Raw genomic sequence first — 18063 nt, forward strand, 5'->3', positions numbered from 1 at the left:
CTCAAGCCGAAAGAAAATGGTGAACGCGGCGGTTACCATAAACGGATTGGTAACGCTGCACCGCTAGCTTGGACTGAAAGTCGGGGATCGGACCTTTGCCACCCCCACTAAATGCGGCGAAAAATCCAAAGGACACAAACAGTGCGTCAGGCGTTGTCGGGCATCGTTTCCAAATCCGGCTCTTTCTTCAAGGCGGCGATGATAGTGGCTCTGGCGGTCACCTTCGCCGTAGCGGACGTGTCGGCTTCCATGGCGGCGCAATACGCCGCGATCGTGATCGACGCCAGGACGGGCAAGGTCCTCTATTCGAAAGACGCCAATGGACGCCGTTACCCGGCATCCCTGACCAAGATGATGACGCTGTACCTGACCTTCGAGGCGATGACCAAGGGCAGGATCAACAAGACCACGCCGGTCGTCTTTTCCGCCCACGCGGCCGCCCAGGCGCCCACCAAGCTTGGCGTCCGCGCCGGCTCTGCCGTAACCGTCGAGACGGCGATCCTGTCCATGGTGACCAAGTCGGCCAACGATTCCTCGACCGCGCTGGCCGAATTGCTGGGCGGCACCGAGAGCAATTTCGCCCGGCTGATGACGGCCAAGGCGCGCTCGCTGGGCATGTCGGGCACCGTGTTCCGCAACGCCAACGGCCTGCCCGACCCCGGCCAGTTCACCACCGCGCACGACATGGCGGTCCTCGGCATCGCGCTGCGGGAGCACTTTCCGCAATATTACGGATATTTCTCGACCCGCTCGTTCATGTTCGGCCGCACCCGCATCAACGGCCATAACCGGCTGCTCGGCCGCATCAAGGGCGTGGACGGCATCAAGACCGGTTATACCCGCATGTCAGGCTTCAATCTGGTCTCGTCAGTTGCCGACGGCAACCGCCGCCTCGTCGCCGTTGTCATGGGGGGCACCTCGGGCGCCAGCCGCGACAACCAGATGGCCAAGCTGATCGACGCCTACCTGCCGCAGGCGTCCACGCGCGGCAACGGTCCCCTGGTCGGTCGTGCCGACAACGGTTCTGCCGCGGTTGCCCTGTCGAAGACGCTTCTGCCCAAGACCGACGTGCCTACGCCGGACGGCCGCCCCGCAGAGGATGAAGAAGTCGCTTCCGCCGAAGATTCCATGCCCGTCGTTCCGGCGGCAAGGCCGGCCGTCAAGGTCGCCGCGATGACGCCTGCGCCCGCACCGACGCCTCAGGCTGCGCCGCAGCCCGAGGCTCCGGCCATGGCTGCTTATGCGGAACAGCCGAAAGTCGATCCGGTCGCTACCGCGTCGGTTTCGTCATCGGATACGCCGAGCGGCTGGGTGGTGCAGGTTGCGTCCGCGCCGACACAGGCGGGTGCGCAGGCAATCCTTGACCAGACGGTTGAGCAGGCCCGCGCGGCCCTCGCCAGCGCCACCGGCTTCACCTCGTCGTACCAGAAAGGAAGCGTGACCTACTATCGCGCGCGCTTCGGCGGCTTCGGTTCCAAGACTGCCGCCTGGCGGGCTTGCGATGCGCTGAAGAAAAAGAAGATCCAGTGCTACGCCGTGCAGCAGTGAACGCAATCACCTCCCGGGTAAAGTATCGCGTCGAAGGAGATCAGTCGTGAGTGGAGAGCAGAACGTCCTTGGCTTCGTCGATCCTCGCCGCCAGGAAGGACGCGCGTCCGACATCGGGGTTCAGGCACTGCATCAGGCGGCGGTGCGCCTGGCGGATATCCGCAGGCGAGGCACCCGTTTCAAGACCAAGGATCTTGTAGGCCTCCTCCTTAGTCATGGCGCCCGCACGTGGCGCAACACGCAGCCCTTCGCCGTCATCCGGCTCAGCGTCACGGCGCCAGACGGGAAGTCGGCTGTCAAGATACGCCTCTAGCAACTGCCGCGTTTCTGGATCGCCGCGCAATTCCTGATAGAGCAGGCCGAGCTCCGTCGGCTTCATCGCTCCCAGCATCTTGCCTTCGGCGCGGCCGGCCAGCACCAGCCCTTCCAGCCTGCCGGTGTCGTGATCGAGCTCCATTTCGAGAGCAGCGGTGCGCACCATCGAGCGGCGGCCTCGCGATTTCGCCGCCGGCCGTCCCAACCGCGCGGCAAGCCGGCGCGGATCGGCCCGCAGGAAAAGCATGGCAAGCGCGCACAGCGCCAGCAACAGTGCGACTATCGCAATCAATACACCCATTTTCTCCCGTCCCGAGCAGCGGCACCGAGACGAACGTTTGCATAAGCCCCGATCATGGCCCGGAAAGGGCGATGCTGCCAATCGGCAAATACGCTGACGGGATACCACGTTGATGGAAGGCGCAATGGGGGCCGGTCGGCATTCTGGCAGCGGTACGAGGAGGCCACTAAGTGCCAGCGCCGGCCGGCCGACCCCACGGACCCAGGAGATGCGGCGGACCTGAGCATCATGGGGTATTTACAGGATCGCCGGTGTTGCTTCCTCGTCCGGTCGTCCAACAAGCATGATTTCACATTTGCGCAAGAGCTTATGGAAATCAACAGTTTCTTAACCAAGGCTCGCGAATCGCTTGGATTAAGGTAAATCCCTTGCGAACCGCAGCTGGCGCCCGAAAGGCCGGCAAATGCTTCAGGCGGCTTTGGCGACGACCCGGTTGCGGCCGCCGTTCTTGGCTTCGTAGAGCGCCAGATCGGCCCGCTTCATCAAGGCTTCCGAACTGTCCAGTCCCTTGAGCAGCGAGGAAACGCCGACGCTGATCGTCACCTCGACCGTCTTGCCTTCGGTGCCCACCGCGAACGGCACGCCGGCAATCTGGGCGCGGATGCGCTCGGCCACCATCTCGGCCACCTCGCCGTCGGTATCCGGCATGACCACCACGAACTCCTCCCCGCCATAGCGGCAGGCCAGGTCGATGCCGCGCACGTTCTTGCGCAGGCGCCGGGCGAATTCGCGCAGCACGTCGTCGCCGCCGTCATGGCCATGGCTGTCGTTGATGGACTTGAAGCGGTCGAGATCGGTGATCATCACCGACAGCGGCCGCCGCCGCGCCACCGCGCGCTCGAACAAGGTTTGCAGATGGCTGTCCAGGTAGCGGCGGTTGTGCAGGCCCGTCAGGCCGTCCGTCACCGCCATTTCGATGGTTTGCGTCACGCTGGCGCGCAAGCGGTCGTTGTAGCGCTTGCGCCGCACCTGGGTGCGCAGCCGCGCCACCAGCTCCTGCTGATCGACCGGGCGGATGAGATAGTCGTTGATGCCGAGCTCCAGGCCCCGGATGATGCGCTCTTCCTCGTTCTGCTCCGCCAGCAGGATGATCGGCAGGAAGCGGGTGCGATCGAGCGAGCGCAGTTGCGAGCACAGCCGCAGCGGATCGAAATCCGAGAAGCCCGTCGACACCAGCACGCATTCGTAGGCGAGCTCCGCCGCCTGGAAGAAGCCGGCATGCGGGTCGGCGACCACGTCCAGATCGGCGACGGCGCCGAGCATCTTGCGGACACGGTCGGACGAAGGCTTCCGCTCGTCGATCAGAAGCACTTTCGGCTGGGCGTCCTCGCCGGCAAAAGTGCGGCTCAAAAGCTCCTCTATGCCGATGTTGCGCGTGGTGGAGGCACGCAGGCGCAACTCGTCGGTCAGCATCTTCAGCCGCACCAGGCTCTTGACCCGCGTCATGAGCTGGAGATCGTTGACCGGCTTGGTCAGGAAGTCGTCCGCGCCGGCCTCCAGCCCGCGCACGCGATCGGAAACCTGGTCGAGCGCGGTGATCATCACCACCGGGATATGCGACGTGGCCGGATCGCGCTTCAGCCGCCGGCACACCTCGAATCCGTCCATGTCCGGCATCATCACGTCGAGCAGAACCACGTCCACCTTGCCGTTCTCGCAGGTCTCGATGGCATCCGGCCCGTTGGTCGCGGTCAGCACCTCGAAATATTCGGCCAGCAGCCGGACCTCGAGCAGCTTCACATTGGCCGGAACATCATCGACGACGAGAATTCGGGCGGTCATCTCATGCGGCTCCGGCTCTGCACAGGGCGCACCTCAGGCGTCGCCCAGATAGGATTTGATGGTTTCGATGAAACGGGGCACCGAGATCGGCTTGGAAATATAGGCCTCGCAGCCTCCTTGCCGGATGCGCTCCTCATCGCCCTTCATGGCGAAGGCGGTGACGGCGATGACCGGGATGACATGCAGATCGTCATCCTCCTTCAGCCATTTCGTCACTTCGAGGCCCGAAACCTCGGGCAACTGTATGTCCATCAAAATGAGATCGGGCTTGTGCGCGCGCGCCAGATCCAGCGCCTCCAGCCCGTTGCGGGTGCGTACCGTCTCGTAACCGCTTGCCTCGATGAGATCGCGGAAGAGCTTCATATTGAGCTCGTTGTCCTCGACGATCATGACCTTCTTCGACATCGAATCCCGTCCCAGCGGCGTTTTCCCTGCGGAAGCGGCCGCCTGCGCCCTCACGAGAGCACACCCAAACCCGTTGTCACGCTACGCCAAGATAATTGACGAAACGGAAACCGGCCGCTTGAAAGTCTCACGTTTCGCCGGATTCCGTTTCCGGGGAAACCAGCGGCTTGCCGCAAGCCGCTCTTGCCGTTACTTCGGAACGCGACTCAACCTCGTTCCGCAGCCAAGAAGGTAGCGATGGCAAATCCAGCGTCAATGCGCGGGGAGGCCGAGGCCGTGGCGATCGGTGCGCTGGGCTTCATAGCCTCCGACCCCGAACTGCTCGGCCGCTTCCTCGCAATCACCGGCATCGAAGCGGCATCGGTCCGGCAGGCGGCCGCCGAGCCGGGTTTCCTGGCAGGGGTGCTGCAATTCATCCTCGCGCATGAGCCGACCCTCATGCGCTTCTCGCAGGAAACCGGAACCCCGCCGGAGGCAGTCGGCAAGGCGCTGCGCGCCCTGCCCCACGGCAACGACAACCACGAGCGTTCCACATGAGCGACGACCCCGAGACCGCACGCCAGATCGAGGAGCTTGCCGCGGACGACCGTCCGTTGCTGGTGCTCGACGTGGACGACGTGCTGCTGGAATTCATCCGCCCGTTTCCGCGCTTCCTGGACCAGCGCGGCTTCGATCTCACTATGGTCTCCTTCCGCCTTACCGGAAACGTCGTCGAACGCGGCACGGGCAGGCTGGTGGACCAGGCGGAGGTATGGAACCTGCTCGACGAGTTCTTCCATCGGCAGGCGGAATGGCAAGGCATCACCGACGGCGCGGCCGAGGCCCTCGAACGGCTCGGCGGCGACGCCGAGATCGTCATGCTCACCGCCATGCCCCACCGCCACCGCGCCACCCGCAGGGCGCATCTCGACGCCCTTGGCCTGCATTACCCGCTGCTGACCACCGAGATGGCCAAGGGACCGGCGGTCGCGAAGCTGCGCGGCGCAAAGAACAGGCCGGTGGCTTTCGTGGACGACCAGCCGCCGAACCACGTCTCGGTACGCCAGTCGGTGGCGGACGCCCACCTTTTCCACCTCATGGCCGACAATTCGTTGCGCGAATTCCTGCCGCCCCTGCCGGACGACCTCCACGTCGTTTGGGATTGGAAGGAGGCCACGCCGCGCATCGCCGAAGCGCTGAGCCTGTAGCCGAGACGCGAAAGTTTACCGGCGGCAAGCCACGCCGCCCTACCCTTATTGCGGAGTGGCCTCGGCCCCGTCTTCGTCGTTGCTTTCGTCCTCGTCGGTAACGGTGCCGTCGCCGGGCTCGGGGTCGACACCCTTCACCATCACGCCATTGACTGTGACCGAGCCGTCCGGCTTGCCGTTGACCGCCCATTCCAGGCGGCCGTCCGGCAGGGACTTGGCAAAGCCCTTCACTGCAAGCGCGGCCGGAACATATTGCGCCATTTCGGGCATCGTCTTCGAGGCGGCCTGCAAGGTCTCGACGATCTTGTCGTAGCCGGCAATGTCGATGGTGGTGTTGATTTCCGGCTTTTCGCCCGGGAAAGTGACCTCGCCCTCAAAGGCGACTTCCGCGTCGCTGCTCTTTATGGTGCTGTGCCTGATCACCAGTTTCGGCGTCTCGGCCAGGAAGTCCGCAACCAGCGTCTCGCCGAATCCTTCCGGCAAGGGCGGCTCCTTATCAAGATCCAGCGTGTCGATGGTCTTGCGGGCCATGCTGTCGAGATCGATATTGGCGCCACCGAAGCTGAGCGTCACCTCGGTCGGCACCAGCGGCTTGCTCCAGGCCGGCACGAGGACTTCAGGCACGTTCAGCCCCCTTGCCTCGATGGTATAGTTGATCGCACCGTTCTTGCTGATGCCGTCGGCGGCGACCGTCACGCCAAACTGCGACGCCGTGAACGTTCCCAACGGGCTTTCCACGCCGAGATCCTTGAAACCGTAGGAGCCGTCGAGGTGCTCCCACAGGGGCAAGGCGGCGAGCAGCAGCGCTTTCAGTTCGGCCTGGTTGGCCTTCACCTGCGCGTCCTCGCCATTGGCAACCCCGAACGCCAGAAGGTCCAGCAAGGCTTTCGACCGCAGGCCCCTGCCGCTCGCTTCGACGGCAAGTTCGGGCGACCTGACAGTCAGCGGAAACTTGAAACCGCTTTCGGGTTCGTCCACCTTCAAAGCTTCCACGAAGTCGGCGATCTTTTGGCTCACGCTGAAATCGACGCCGCCGCCCTGCGCTGCGGTCGAATTCATCGTGGCCGTGGCCGCGCCGGTGGTCATCTCGGCTTCCTGCATCTTGTCGCGCGTCGTCATGCTCGCGCCCGCCAGCGAACTTGCCGCGCTGAGGAAGCTGGCAAGACCGGCATCGTAGACGCCTTCGAACTTGCCGTCCTTGATCGCGAACTGCGTGCTCCGCGAGGCGTTCTCGTCCTTGACCTCGAAGGCGCCGCGGGACGGAAAAGCCCCGGAAACGTCCCAGTTGCCGTCGGCGCGCGGCTTCACCTTGACCGTGAAGGGCGGGAAATCGGACTTGAGGAGCTTCTGCTCGGGCAGCAGCCCGAGAAGCGCCTGGACGTCGATGGTCACGTCGTAGGCGTCGCCCTTCGCGACGACGGCGACCAGTTTGCGCTCGATGGCCTGCTTGCCGATGTAGCGGGCGAAATTTCCGCTGAGTTCCGCCGCTCCCTTCTCGTCCACAGTCTGGGCAAGGGCCGGAGAGGCAAGCGACATGAGCAGGACTGCCGACAACAAGCGACTCATTGAATATCTCCGATTTGCCCCATCATTACCGGCACCGAGCGCGGTGCGTGTCTCCTAGGAAATCGGAACGGCAATCGCAACGCGATGTCGGCAGGTTGTCCACCTCGATATGCGCCAACGCCCGGCCGGCGCACGGCCAATCGGGAGCGATCGGATGTCAAAGAGACGGCGGACGGACGCAGGCCGCCTCAAAGCACAAGCCGCATCAGCGGCCTGCCGGCCTTGCGTTCGATCATTCGCTCGAACCCCGCCCTCTCGAAAACGCGCGACGAGCCGACGAAAAGGCCGATCGAGCGCGAATCGCGCGACAGGTCCATGGGACAGGCTTCCAGCAGGCGGGCGCCGCTCGAGCGGGCAAAATCGATTCCCGCCGCCAGGAGACGGTGCGTCAATCCCTTGCCGCGCGCCTTGCTGCGGATGAAGAAGCACGAAACCGCCCAGACAGCCGGATCGGCGGCATCCGCTGTATCGAGAGGTGCGGACCCCCTGCCCTGATTGTTCCATTCGGGCACGTCGGCGCGCGGCCCCACCTGCATCCACCCGACGGCCTTGCCGTCCTCGAATGCCAGCAGGCCCGGCGGCGGCCCCGTCTCGATCCTGCTGCGGATGTGGTCCTTGTTGCGCTCGCGGTCGTTCTCGCGGCGCACCGCCGGCGGCAGTCGGAAATGCGTGCACCAGCAGCCGTAGCAAGCGCCCTGCTTGCCGAAAAGATCCTCGAAATCATCCCATAGATCGGCAGTCACCGGCAGGATGTTCATATCGATGTCCTCCCCGGGCGGCTGCCTTGCCGCGGCAACCTTCCTGACGTACCATTGCGCTTGTTCTCTTTATGTTCGCATCCATGGGCCTAGCTGTCAACGATCCCGAACACGGTTTCTGCCGGGACTGCCTGACCCGTCAAGGCGGCTTGGGGCGGCGTTGCGAGCGGTGCGGCAGTCCGCGGCTGGTCCAGCATCCCGAGCTTTACCGGCTGCACATTGCCCATATCGATTGCGACGCTTTCTATGCGGCGATCGAAAAGCGCGACAATCCGGCGCTGAAGGACAAGCCGGTGATCGTCGGCGGCGGCAAGCGCGGCGTCGTCTCCACGGCCTGCTACATCGCCCGCATCCATGGCGTGCGTTCGGCCATGCCGATGTTCAAGGCGCTCGCCGCCTGTCCGGAGGCGGTGGTGATCAAGCCGGATATGGAAAAATATGTCCAGGTCGGGCGGCAGGTCCGCTCCATGATGCAGGGGCTCACCCCCTTGGTCGAGCCGCTTTCCATCGACGAGGCGTTCCTCGACCTCGCCGGCACCGAGAAGCTGCATGGCTTGCCCCCGGCGCTCGTGCTGGCCCGTTTCGCGCAGTCCATCGAAAAGGAAATCGGCATCAGCGTTTCGGCCGGGCTTTCCTATTGCAAGTTCCTGGCCAAGGTGGCGTCCGACTTCCGCAAGCCGCGCGGATTTTCGGTGATCGGCGAACAGGAGGCCGTCGGCTTCCTGGCGGAGCAGCCGGTGACATTGATCTGGGGCGTCGGGAACGCCTTCGCGGCCGCTCTGGAACGCGACGGCATCCGCATGATCGCGCAACTGCAGAAGATGGAGCGCGCCGAACTGATGCGCCGCTACGGCGTCATGGGCGACCGGCTCTATCGCCTGTCGCGCGGCCAGGACGACCGCCGCGTCGATCCCGAGCGCGACACCAAGAGCGTGTCGGCGGAAACGACCTTCGACACCGATCTCGCCGGCCTGGACGATCTCGTGCCCATCCTGCGGGCTCTGTCGGAAAAGGTTTCGGCGCGGTTGAAGAAGGCGGGCATCGCCGGCCGAACGGTGGTGCTGAAACTGAAATCTCAGGATTTCAGGATCCGCACTCGCAATCGCCAGCTCGGCGACCCCACCCGGCTCGCCGACCGCATTTTCCAGACCGGCCTTGAACTGCTGCGCAAGGAAGCGGACGGAACGAAATACCGTCTGCTCGGCATAGGCGTGAGCGATCTCTCCGACGACGGCAAGGCCGATCCGCCCGACCTGGTCGACGTGCAGGCCCGCAAACGGGCCCTGGCGGAAGGCGCGGTGGATACGCTGCGCGACAAGTTCGGCCGCAAGGCGGTGGAAACGGGCTACACCTTCGGCAAGGGCCATCGCGGCAGGCCGACCCGTCCCGGCGAGGAGGAAGAACCCGAGATCCGCCACCCATGGGAACGGATCTAGTTTCCCGCCCCTAGACGCGATTGAGATCGATCCGGCTGGTGACCACGTTGCGCTTCTTGGCCGGATCGAAGTCCGTCACTGTCAGACGCATTCCCCTGCTTCCGATCTTTTGGACCGTGAGTTGCGCCTTGCGGTCGCCATTCACCTCCTTGGCCCAGCGGATGGTGAGGTTGATGGCATTGCCGCGACGGCTGCCGCTCAACCCGGCCGGACCGGTGCGCGAACCGATATAGGTGCCGGAATATCGCGAGCCGTCGACCTTCAGCCGGGCGGCGATCTGGCGGGAGAACACGACGAGGCCGCGGCAGCTCCCGTCGAGCGACAGCGAGTTCGAGGTGGAGCCGGAATTGAAGTTGCACGACACGTTGACGCTCGGCGCGCTGGTGGTCACCTGCACCGATCCCTTGCCCGTGAACTTGCCGTTGAAGAACTGGAGAAAGGCGGATTCATCTGCGTGCGCGGGAATTGCGGTGCCTGCAATGCAGCAGGCAAGCAGCGTCCTTGCTGGGAACTTCATCATGTTCTCCTCGTATCGCCCCAAGCCTCACCAACGCCCGCCGGCAAGGCTGGTTCCGGCAACTTTGGAGAGAAAAGGGCACGTGTAAAGAAGGGCACGTCACTCCTGCGCCTTGCCCGCCTTCATCAACCGTCCGACGGCATTGCCGAACTTGACGCAGCTTCGCCGCTTGAGCTTGCGCCAGGCGCGCCCCGGATGCGACACGGCTTTTCGGACAAAGGCGCATCTGTCGCGCCAATCGCCGTACCGGTTCACGGGCAAGGACAGGAGTTCAGGCCAAAGTTCCCTGAATGCGGTGAGGAACATGCCCTGGTTCGCACGGAACTCGACCGGAAGGGACAGCATGGCCTCATAGTTGCGCCTGGAAATCAGCGGATTTATCTCCCGTACGCGCGGCAACGCATATGCCTGGGCGAACGCCCAGGAACTGACGCGCAGCTCCATGAAGGCCAGATCGAGTATCAGCAGGCTGTTCAGGCCTTTCAAAGGCTGCAGCCAGGCGTCCACCCGTTCGCACAAAAGCGGATGCCGCGGCAGACGCAGCCGCAGGAGCAACCCCTCGACGCTGAGCCGGGTATCGTCGTCGGAGTTGAGCCACAGCGCACCGCGGCCGACCTCGCCTCCCACGCCGCCCATGAAAATCTTTCCTTCCAGGGGCTTGGTGCTTGGATGCATCGCAAGGTTCGAACCGGCGACGCTGTGGCCCACCTTGCGAAGCCAACGGTCCTTCTCGGCATCGCAGGCTTCGATGTAAGGCAGAAGTTCGTGCCGAAGCCCGAAGCGGCAGGCTAATTCGCCCGAGCGTACCACGTCGAGCTCGGCGCTCGGTTCGCGCACGGTCACGTAGCGGATATCGCGATGGACCGGGCGGCTGCAGGCAAGAAGCAGGCGCGTGTCATAGCCGGCGGTCAAGGCCATGCAGCCCTCGCCATGAGCCGACAGCAGCTCGATCGTGCGGCGCGTTTCAGTGACGACCACGCCGAGGCACCGTTCAGGCGTGCTGTCCCGCTCGATGGGTCCTGACGGCCAGTGCCGGACGGCCTCCCAGCGATCCAGGTCGAGAAAATGATTGCAGGTCAGGCGCTGCACACCCTCATGCGCGGTCAATCCTGCCGGGAACCAGCCGTCATTGTCGGCGCGCACCGCATGACGCAGCGAGGTGTCCAGCCTTCGGAGATAGCTGGAGGGATCGAGGAGCAAGGCCGCGGTCGCGGCCGCGACGCGGGCAGCCGCGTCGTAGACGGCCGACTTCGTGCCGTTGGCGTCAAGGTAAAGCCGACGAAACCCGGCCACGGCCAGAATGAAGACGAAACTTCCGGCAAGCCGGTAAAGGCAGGCTTCCACCAGGGCCTCGACCCCGATTTGCTCCGGCAAATTCGCATCGAAGACATAGCTGCCGCCGAGGACCGTGCCGGCGTCCGTATCGATCGGCATGCCGAGAAGGAGGCCGATCAACCTGCCGAATCTATCGAAGACATCGCAGACGGGAAGCAGATCGAAGATATCGACCGAGATACCTCCAAGGCGCCGACGGAAGGCACCATCGGGTACCGGCGTATCCTCCGTTGCAATCCTGAACTGTCCGTCGAAATCAGACATGGATGCCATCGACAGCAATGAAGCAACGCAGCGATCCCCCGCGGCCATATCGCCACCAGGACGGGCAGAAACTCAACTACGCCAAAGGGATCGACGCAGGCGAACCTGCTTGAAGGGTCCGTAGACCAAGATAACCCTAGGTAGTATGCCGGTCAGGTAGTAGACTGATTGTGCTAGCCGATAACCGACCAGGTTTAGACCAGTTCCACCTCGACGACGCCGGAGACGGCCCGCATGGCGGAAGCTTCGCGCGGACCGATGCGATAGCGCTCCGGCAGCGCGATCTCGACCTCGCCCTGCGCATCCTCCTTGATCACCACGAAGCTCACCTGGCCTTCGCCCTTCACGGTCAGTTGCCGCGAAAGCGTATCGATGGGGGCGCTGTCGCGCACGAATATGCGCAGCGCCTTCTGGATGCGGCTCGCCTCGTCGTCCAGCGACTGCACGGTCTGGATGCGCAGGTTGACGCCTTCCGGCCGGTCTTCGGCCGAAACGGTGATGACGACCGATTTGCCCGGCTCCAGCAGGTCGCGATACTGCGCCAGCGTTTCGGAAAACATCACCGCCTCGTATTGCCCGGTGGTGTCGGAGAACATCACCACGCCCATCTTGTTGCCGGTGCGGGTCTTGCGTTCCTGCTTGGAGGTGACGGTTCCGGCAAGCCGGCCGGCGGCGGCACCGCGCTTCACGGCGGCCGAGAATTCCGCCCAGTTCTGCACCCGCATCTTCTCCAGCGCCACCTTGTACTCGTCGAGCGGGTGCGCCGACAGGTAGAACCCCACCACCTGGAATTCACGATGCAGCCGGTCGGCGGCAAGCCACGGATCGGTCGCCGGCAGGTTCAGCGCCTGCGATTGCGCGCCCAGCGAGGCGCCGAAGATATCCGTCTGGCCTGAGGTCGCGTTCTGTTGCGCCAGTGCCGCCAGCCCCATCATGCGCTCCACACCGGCCGTCATGGCAGCGCGGTCGTGGCCGAAACAGTCCAGCGCACCCGCCATTATCAGGCTTTCGAACACGCGCTTGCCGACGATCTTGGGGTCTACACGCTCGCAGAAATCGGCGAGGCTCCTGAATGGGCCGTCCTTGCGCTTCTCCACGATGTGCTCGACGGCGGCGTCGCCGACGCCCTTCAGCGCCGCCAGCGAATAGAAGATCTTGTTCTCGCCCACCTCGAAATCGCGGAACGAGGTCAGCACCGAGGGCGGCACCACCTCTATGCCGAGCCGCATGGCATCCTGGCGGAAATCGGCCAGCTTGTCCGTGTTCGACATGTCGAGCGTCATGGATGCGGCCAGGAACTCGACCGGATAATGCGCCTTCAGATAGGCCGTCTGGTAGGAAACGATGGCGTAGGCCGCGGCGTGCGACTTGTTGAAGCCGTAGTCCGCGAATTTCGCCAGCAGGTCGAAGATGAAATCGGCCTGCGGCTTGGCGACGCCGCGCTCCACAGCGCCGGTGACGAAGCGCTCGCGCTGCTTGTCCATCTCGGCGCGGATTTTCTTGCCCATGGCGCGGCGCAGAAGGTCGGCTTCGCCCAGCGTGTAGCCGGCCAGCTCCTGCGCGATCTGCATGACCTGCTCCTGGTAGACGATGACCCCTTGGGTCTCCTTCACCAGATGGTCGATCTTGGGATGGATGGAGGCGATCTCCTCCTCGCCGTGCTTGCGCGCGTTGTAGGTGGGGATGTTCTCCATCGGGCCGGGACGGTACAGCGCCACCAGCGCGATGATGTCCTCGATGCGGTCGGGCTTCATGCCGATCAGCGCCTTGCGCATGCCGGCACTTTCCACCTGGAACACCCCGACCACCTCGCCGCGCGACAGCATCTCGTAGGTCGGCCTGTCGTCGATCGGTATCGTGGCGAGATCGATGTCGACGCCGCGCCGCCGGATCAGCTTCACCGCCGTCTCCAGCACCGTCAGCGTCTTGAGACCCAGGAAGTCGAACTTCACCAGCCCGGCGTCCTCGACCTTCTTCATGTTGAACTGGGTGACCGGCATGTCCGAGCGCGGATCGCGGTACATCGGCACCAGTTCCGACAAAGGCCGGTCGCCTATGACGATGCCGGCAGCGTGCGTGGAAGCGTGGCGGTAGAGCCCCTCCAGCTTCTGCGCCATGTCGAGCAGGGTCTGGACGATGGGTTCCTTATCGACCTCCTCGGCAAAACGCGGCTCGTTGGCGATGGCGTCCGCCAGCTTGACCGGGTTGGCCGGGTTCTGCGGCACCATCTTGCACAGGCGGTCGACCTGCCCGTAGGGCATCTGCAGCACACGGCCCACGTCGCGCAGCACCGCGCGCGCCTGCAGCGTTCCGAAGGTGATGATCTGACCGACCTGGTCGCGGCCGTACTTGCCCTGCACGTAGCGGATCACCTCCTCGCGCCGGTCCTGGCAGAAGTCGATGTCGAAGTCGGGCATCGACACGCGGTCCGGATTGAGGAAGCGCTCGAACAGCAACGAGAAGCGCAGCGGATCGACGTCGGTGATGGTCAACGCATAGGCGACCAGCGAGCCCGCGCCCGAGCCGCGCCCCGGCCCGACCGGAATGTCGTGCGCCTTCGCCCATTTGATGAAGTCCGACACGATCAGGAAGTAGCCGGGAAACTTCATGCGCTGGATGATGCCGATCTCGAACTCCAGCCGCTCCCGATACTGGTCCTCGGTGAACCCCTCGTGCAGCCCGCGCGTGCGGAAGCGCATCTCGAGCCCCTCCCGCGCCTGGCGGGCAAGTTCCTCCGCTTCCGCCTTTTCGGCCGCTTCCGCATCGGCCACCTCGGCGCCGGCGAAGCGCGGCAGGATCGGCTTGCGGTTCTGCGGATAATAGGAACAGCGCAGCGCGATCTCGACGGTGTTGTCCAACGCCTCCGGCAGGTCGGCGAACAAGGCCGACATCTCGGCCTGGCTCTTCAGATAGTTGTCCGGCGACAGGCGGCGGCGGTTGTCGGCGGCGACCACAGAACCTTCCGCGATGGCGATGAGCGCGTCATGGGCCTCGTAGTCCTCGCGCGAGCGGAAGAACGCCTCGTTGGTGGCCACCAGCGGCAGTTCGTGCCGGTAGGCCAGTTCGACGGTTGCCTGTTCGACCGCCCGATCGTAACCCGACACGCGCTCGACCTCTACATAGAGCCGGTCGCCGAAAAGCTCTTTGAGCTTGAGAAGGCGTGCCTCGGCGAGATCGCGCCGGTCCTCCTTGAGCGCGGTCCCGATCGGGCCGCGCGGCCCGCCGGTCATGCAGATCAAGCCGTCCGCCAGGGAAGCCGCCATGTCGACGGAGACATGCGCCGGCTCGCCGGAAGGCATGTCCAGATAGGCCTTGCTGACCAGCCGCACGAGATTGGCATAGCCCGCTTCCGTGGCGGCGATGAGAACCACCGGCTGCGTTTGCGGACCCTGCCTGCGGCGGTCGCGCTGCCCGTCGGGCGCCTCGTCGCTGAAGGCCAGATCGATCTGGCAGCCGACGATCGGCTGGATACCGTCCTTCACAGCCTTCTGCGCGAACTCCAGCGCGCCGAACAGATTGTTGGTGTCGGTGACGGCTATGGCCGGCGTCCCGTCCTTCACCGCGTGGCCAATGATCGCGCCAAGCTGCAGGGCACCTTCCAGCAGCGAATATGCGGAATGCACGCGCAGATGGATGAAGCGCCGGGCCGGTTCGGGGCGGGCAGCCTCTCCGCTCTGGAGCGCCGCGCGTGCAATCGGGTCTCTCGGCGGTCGTATGTCGGTCATTGCGGCAAATGCTCTTCGGGACTCAGTCTTCGGCGTGCAGCAGCCTACATCGAAAGGCCGAGTGCGGCGGCTTGAAAACGGCTTGATTCACAGACACCGCGGTCCAAGGATATAGGATCGATTGCACGAAAACGCATTCTGGACGGGTGGACCGGGAGTTTCGCATGGCCAGCAGTGTCAAGGAATTGATGGAAGCCGCCAACGCGGCGGTCCCGCGCATCGGCGCGGACGAAGCCCGCAGGCTGATGAAGGACAGGAACGCGCTCGTGGTGGACGTGAGGGATTCCGCCGAGGTCAAGGCGAGCGGCAAGGTCAAGGGCGCGGTGAACGTATCGCGCGGCATGCTCGAATTTCGCGCCGATCCCGAAACGCCCTATCATGACAAGGCCTTCGTCAAGGACCGCCCGGTGATTGTCTACTGTGCCTCAGGCGGCCGTTCGGCATTGAGCGGCAAGGTGTTGAAAGATTTCGGCTATCGGGAAGTCTATAACCTCGGCGCATTCAAGGACTGGGCCGAAGCCGGCGGCGAGGTCGAGAAGGAAGGCTGATCGCATCGCCGATTCGACCGCCCTGCGCCGGCGCCCGCCGGCATCAGGCAAATTCCATGATGACGGCATCGACTGCGAGGCTGTCGCCCGGCTTGGCCCTGAGCTTGGCCACCGTGAGGTCGCGTTCGGCGCGCAGCACGTTCTCCATCTTCATGGCTTCGACCACGGCCAGCGTCTCGCCCGCCTTGACCTCCTGCCCTTCCGTCACGGCGATGAAGACGACCAGCCCCGGCATCGGGCAAAGCAGCAGGTTCGAGGTGTCGGGCGGCAGCTTGATCGGCATCAGCTTCTCGAGCTCCGCGACACGCGGAAGCATGGCGTGCGCTTCGACCGACATGCCCTGCCAGGCGACCCGCAGGCCGTTGGGCAGCGGCCGCAACTGCGCTGCGACCTGGCGCTCGCCCACCGTGCCGCGCCACACCGCATCGCCGGGGCGCCAATCGGACGAAACCGTCAACGGCTCGCCGCCCGACACCGAGAGATCGATTTCCATCGGGATGGAAATCATGCCTTCGATGATCGAGAGCGGCAGGCGGTCCTCCCCGATCTTGACCACCCAGTCGCGTTTCAGCGCGCCCGAATGCGGCGCCAGCCGGCCGGTCAGCCTATCGAGCCTGTCGCGCCGCAACAGCTCGACGGCAAGCGCCACGCAGGCCAGGACGGCTTTTTCCTCGCCGGCCGGGACGACCGGCGAAAAGCCGTCCGGATATTCCTCGGAGATGAATCCGGTCGAAAGACGCCCTTCCCGCCAGCGCGGATGCCGCATCAGCGCGGCCAGGAACGGGATGTTGTGCTCGATGCCATCGACCACGAATTCGTCCAGGGCTTCCGACATGGCGTCGATGGCCTCGAGCCGCGTCGGTGCCCAGGTGCAGAGCTTGGCGATCATCGGATCGTAGAACATCGAGATCTCGGATCCCTCGGTAACGCCCGTGTCGTTGCGGATGACGACATCGCCGAAGCGTCCCTCCTCCGGCGGCCGGTAGCGCGTAAGCCGTCCTATGGAGGGCAGGAAATTGCGGTACGGATCCTCGGCATAGAGGCGGCTTTCCACCGCCCAGCCGTTCAGTTTCACGTCGTCCTGCGTGAAGGCCAGCTTCTCGCCCGCCGCGACGCGGATCATCTGTTCGACCAAATCGATGCCGGTAACCAGCTCCGTCACCGGGTGCTCGACCTGCAAACGCGTATTCATTTCAAGGAAGTAGAAATTCTTCCTGGCATCGACGATGAATTCCACCGTGCCGGCGCTCTGGTAGTCCACGGCCTTCGCCAGCGCGACCGCCTGCTCGCCCATGGCCTTGCGCGTCTTCTCGTCCAGAAAGGGCGACGGCGCTTCCTCCACCACTTTCTGGTTGCGGCGCTGGATCGAGCATTCGCGCTCGCCCAGATAGAAGGCGTTGCCGTGCGCGTCGGCCAGCACCTGGATTTCGATATGGCGCGGCTCGACCACGAATTTTTCGATGAAGACGCGGTCGTCGCCGAAAGAGCTTTTGGCTTCCGAGCGCGCGCGGTCGAAGCCGTCGCGCACCTCGTCCTGCGACCAGGCGATGCGCATGCCCTTGCCGCCGCCGCCTGCGGAGGCCTTGATCATGACCGGATAGCCGATCTCGCCGGCGATCCTTTCGGCATGGTCGGCGTTCTCGATGACGCCGATATAGCCCGGCACCGTGGACACTTTCGCCGCATTGGCGAACTTCTTCGATTCGATCTTGTCGCCCATGGCCTCGATGGCCTTGGGCTTGGGCCCGATGAAGACGATGCCTTCCTTCTCCAGCGCCGCGCAGAAGGATGCCCGTTCGGACAGGAAGCCGTAGCCGGGGTGGACGGCCTCCGCGCCGGTTTCCTTGCAGGCGGCGATGATCTTCTCCGCCACCAGATAGCTTTGCGCGGCCGGCGAAGGCCCGATATGCACCGCCTCGTCGGCCATCTCGACATGCACGGCGTCGCGGTCGGCGTCGGAATAGACCGCCACCGTGGCGATCCCCATCCTTTTTGCCGTCTTGATGACCCGGCACGCGATCTCGCCGCGGTTGGCGATCAATATCTTCTTGAACATATGAGCGTTATCCCTCCGGGCGTGCTCCCTTTTTATGGACATCGCCCCGTGCGCTCAAGCCGACAAAGGTTTAAACTGGCGGCGACGGAGGACGATTTTCCTTATAGACAATAAAGTTGCCTTTGCGCCCGGCCCCCGGCCTGATAGCTTGGCCGAAATCCACACCCGAGACTCGAATTTCCCTGTAGGAGGACGCAATGAAAACCCGCGCCGCAGTTGCCGTTGGAGCCGGCAAGCCGTTGGAGGTGATGGAGGTGGACCTGGAGGGGCCGCGCGAGGGCGAGGTCCTGGTCGAGGTGAAGGCGACGGGCATCTGCCAC

General features: G+C 64.3%; 14 protein-coding genes and 1 pseudogene. 6 read left to right on the top strand and 9 right to left on the bottom strand.

The genetic code is table 11. The annotated features are described in order from the left end of the window. Positions 1–141 precede the first annotated feature (141 nt). Positions 142–1548, top strand: coding sequence for a D-alanyl-D-alanine carboxypeptidase (locus QU595_RS27720; RefSeq protein WP_315928102.1), 1407 nt, complete (start codon positions 142–144; stop codon positions 1546–1548). Between the two features lie 40 nt (positions 1549–1588). Here the strand turns inward: QU595_RS27720 and QU595_RS27725 are convergent, their stop codons facing one another. The 3 genes from QU595_RS27725 to QU595_RS27735 form a co-directional block, all read right to left on the bottom strand. Beyond that, positions 1589–2164, bottom strand: a complete 576-nt coding sequence (locus QU595_RS27725) for a molecular chaperone DnaJ (protein WP_315928104.1) — start codon at positions 2162–2164, stop codon at positions 1589–1591. A gap of 408 nt (positions 2165–2572) precedes the next feature. Beyond that, positions 2573–3946, bottom strand: a complete 1374-nt coding sequence (locus QU595_RS27730) for a PleD family two-component system response regulator (RefSeq protein ID WP_315928106.1) — start codon at positions 3944–3946, stop codon at positions 2573–2575. Between the two features lie 33 nt (positions 3947–3979). Beyond that, positions 3980–4351: a response regulator gene (locus tag QU595_RS27735; RefSeq protein ID WP_315928108.1), complete on the bottom strand. Its 372-nt coding sequence runs from the start codon at positions 4349–4351 to the stop codon at positions 3980–3982. Positions 4352–4588: 237 nt separating this feature from the next. Between QU595_RS27735 and QU595_RS27740 the strand changes: the two genes are divergently transcribed. Continuing rightward, the gene (locus QU595_RS27740; RefSeq protein WP_315928110.1) at positions 4589–4888 is read left to right on the top strand and encodes a DUF3572 domain-containing protein; all 300 of its coding nucleotides are present in this window, start codon (positions 4589–4591) and stop codon (positions 4886–4888) included. Then, a complete protein-coding gene (locus tag QU595_RS27745; protein WP_315928112.1) occupies positions 4885–5538 on the top strand; it encodes a hypothetical protein in 654 nt (217 codons plus the stop codon). Before QU595_RS27740 ends, QU595_RS27745 begins: the two co-directional genes overlap by 4 nt. A 45-nt stretch (positions 5539–5583) precedes the next feature. Here the strand turns inward: QU595_RS27745 and QU595_RS27750 are convergent, their stop codons facing one another. Together QU595_RS27750 and QU595_RS27755 are read right to left on the bottom strand one after the other, a co-directional pair. Beyond that, a complete protein-coding gene (locus QU595_RS27750) occupies positions 5584–7104 on the bottom strand; it encodes a hypothetical protein (RefSeq protein ID WP_315928114.1) in 1521 nt (506 codons plus the stop codon). Between the two features lie 188 nt (positions 7105–7292). Continuing rightward, positions 7293–7862, bottom strand: coding sequence for an N-acetyltransferase family protein (locus tag QU595_RS27755; protein ID WP_410000585.1), 570 nt, complete (start codon positions 7860–7862; stop codon positions 7293–7295). A gap of 71 nt (positions 7863–7933) precedes the next feature. On the opposite strand from QU595_RS27755, the gene QU595_RS27760 reads away from it, so the two are divergent. Beyond that, positions 7934–9298, top strand: coding sequence for a DNA polymerase IV (locus QU595_RS27760; RefSeq protein ID WP_315928116.1), 1365 nt, complete (start codon positions 7934–7936; stop codon positions 9296–9298). A gap of 10 nt (positions 9299–9308) precedes the next feature. Here the strand turns inward: QU595_RS27760 and QU595_RS27765 are convergent, their stop codons facing one another. From QU595_RS27765 to dnaE, 3 genes are all read right to left on the bottom strand, one after another. Continuing rightward, positions 9309–9815: a hypothetical protein gene (locus QU595_RS27765; RefSeq protein WP_315928118.1), complete on the bottom strand. Its 507-nt coding sequence runs from the start codon at positions 9813–9815 to the stop codon at positions 9309–9311. A gap of 99 nt (positions 9816–9914) precedes the next feature. Beyond that, on the bottom strand, positions 9915–11462 hold the full coding sequence (locus QU595_RS27770) for a hypothetical protein (RefSeq protein ID WP_315928119.1): 1548 nt from the start codon (positions 11460–11462) through the stop codon (positions 9915–9917). 146 nt (positions 11463–11608) lie between these two features. After that, a complete protein-coding gene (gene dnaE / locus QU595_RS27775) occupies positions 11609–15139 on the bottom strand; it encodes a DNA polymerase III subunit alpha (RefSeq protein WP_315928121.1) in 3531 nt (1176 codons plus the stop codon). A 164-nt stretch (positions 15140–15303) separates the two neighbouring features. Between dnaE and QU595_RS27780 the strand changes: the two genes are divergently transcribed. Beyond that, complete coding sequence (locus QU595_RS27780; protein ID WP_315928123.1) at positions 15304–15687, top strand: rhodanese-like domain-containing protein; 384 nt, start codon at positions 15304–15306, stop codon at positions 15685–15687. Between the two features lie 43 nt (positions 15688–15730). Here the strand turns inward: QU595_RS27780 and QU595_RS27785 are convergent, their stop codons facing one another. Further along, positions 15731–17743: an acetyl/propionyl/methylcrotonyl-CoA carboxylase subunit alpha gene (locus tag QU595_RS27785; RefSeq protein ID WP_315928125.1), complete on the bottom strand. Its 2013-nt coding sequence runs from the start codon at positions 17741–17743 to the stop codon at positions 15731–15733. Positions 17744–17940: 197 nt separating this feature from the next. On the opposite strand from QU595_RS27785, the pseudogene QU595_RS27790 reads away from it, so the two are divergent. Further along, a pseudogene (locus QU595_RS27790) lies at positions 17941–18063 on the top strand (S-(hydroxymethyl)glutathione dehydrogenase); the annotation flags it as partial.

The organism is Mesorhizobium sp. SP-1A (genome assembly GCF_032460275.1).
Classification (GTDB): domain Bacteria; phylum Pseudomonadota; class Alphaproteobacteria; order Rhizobiales; family Rhizobiaceae; genus Mesorhizobium.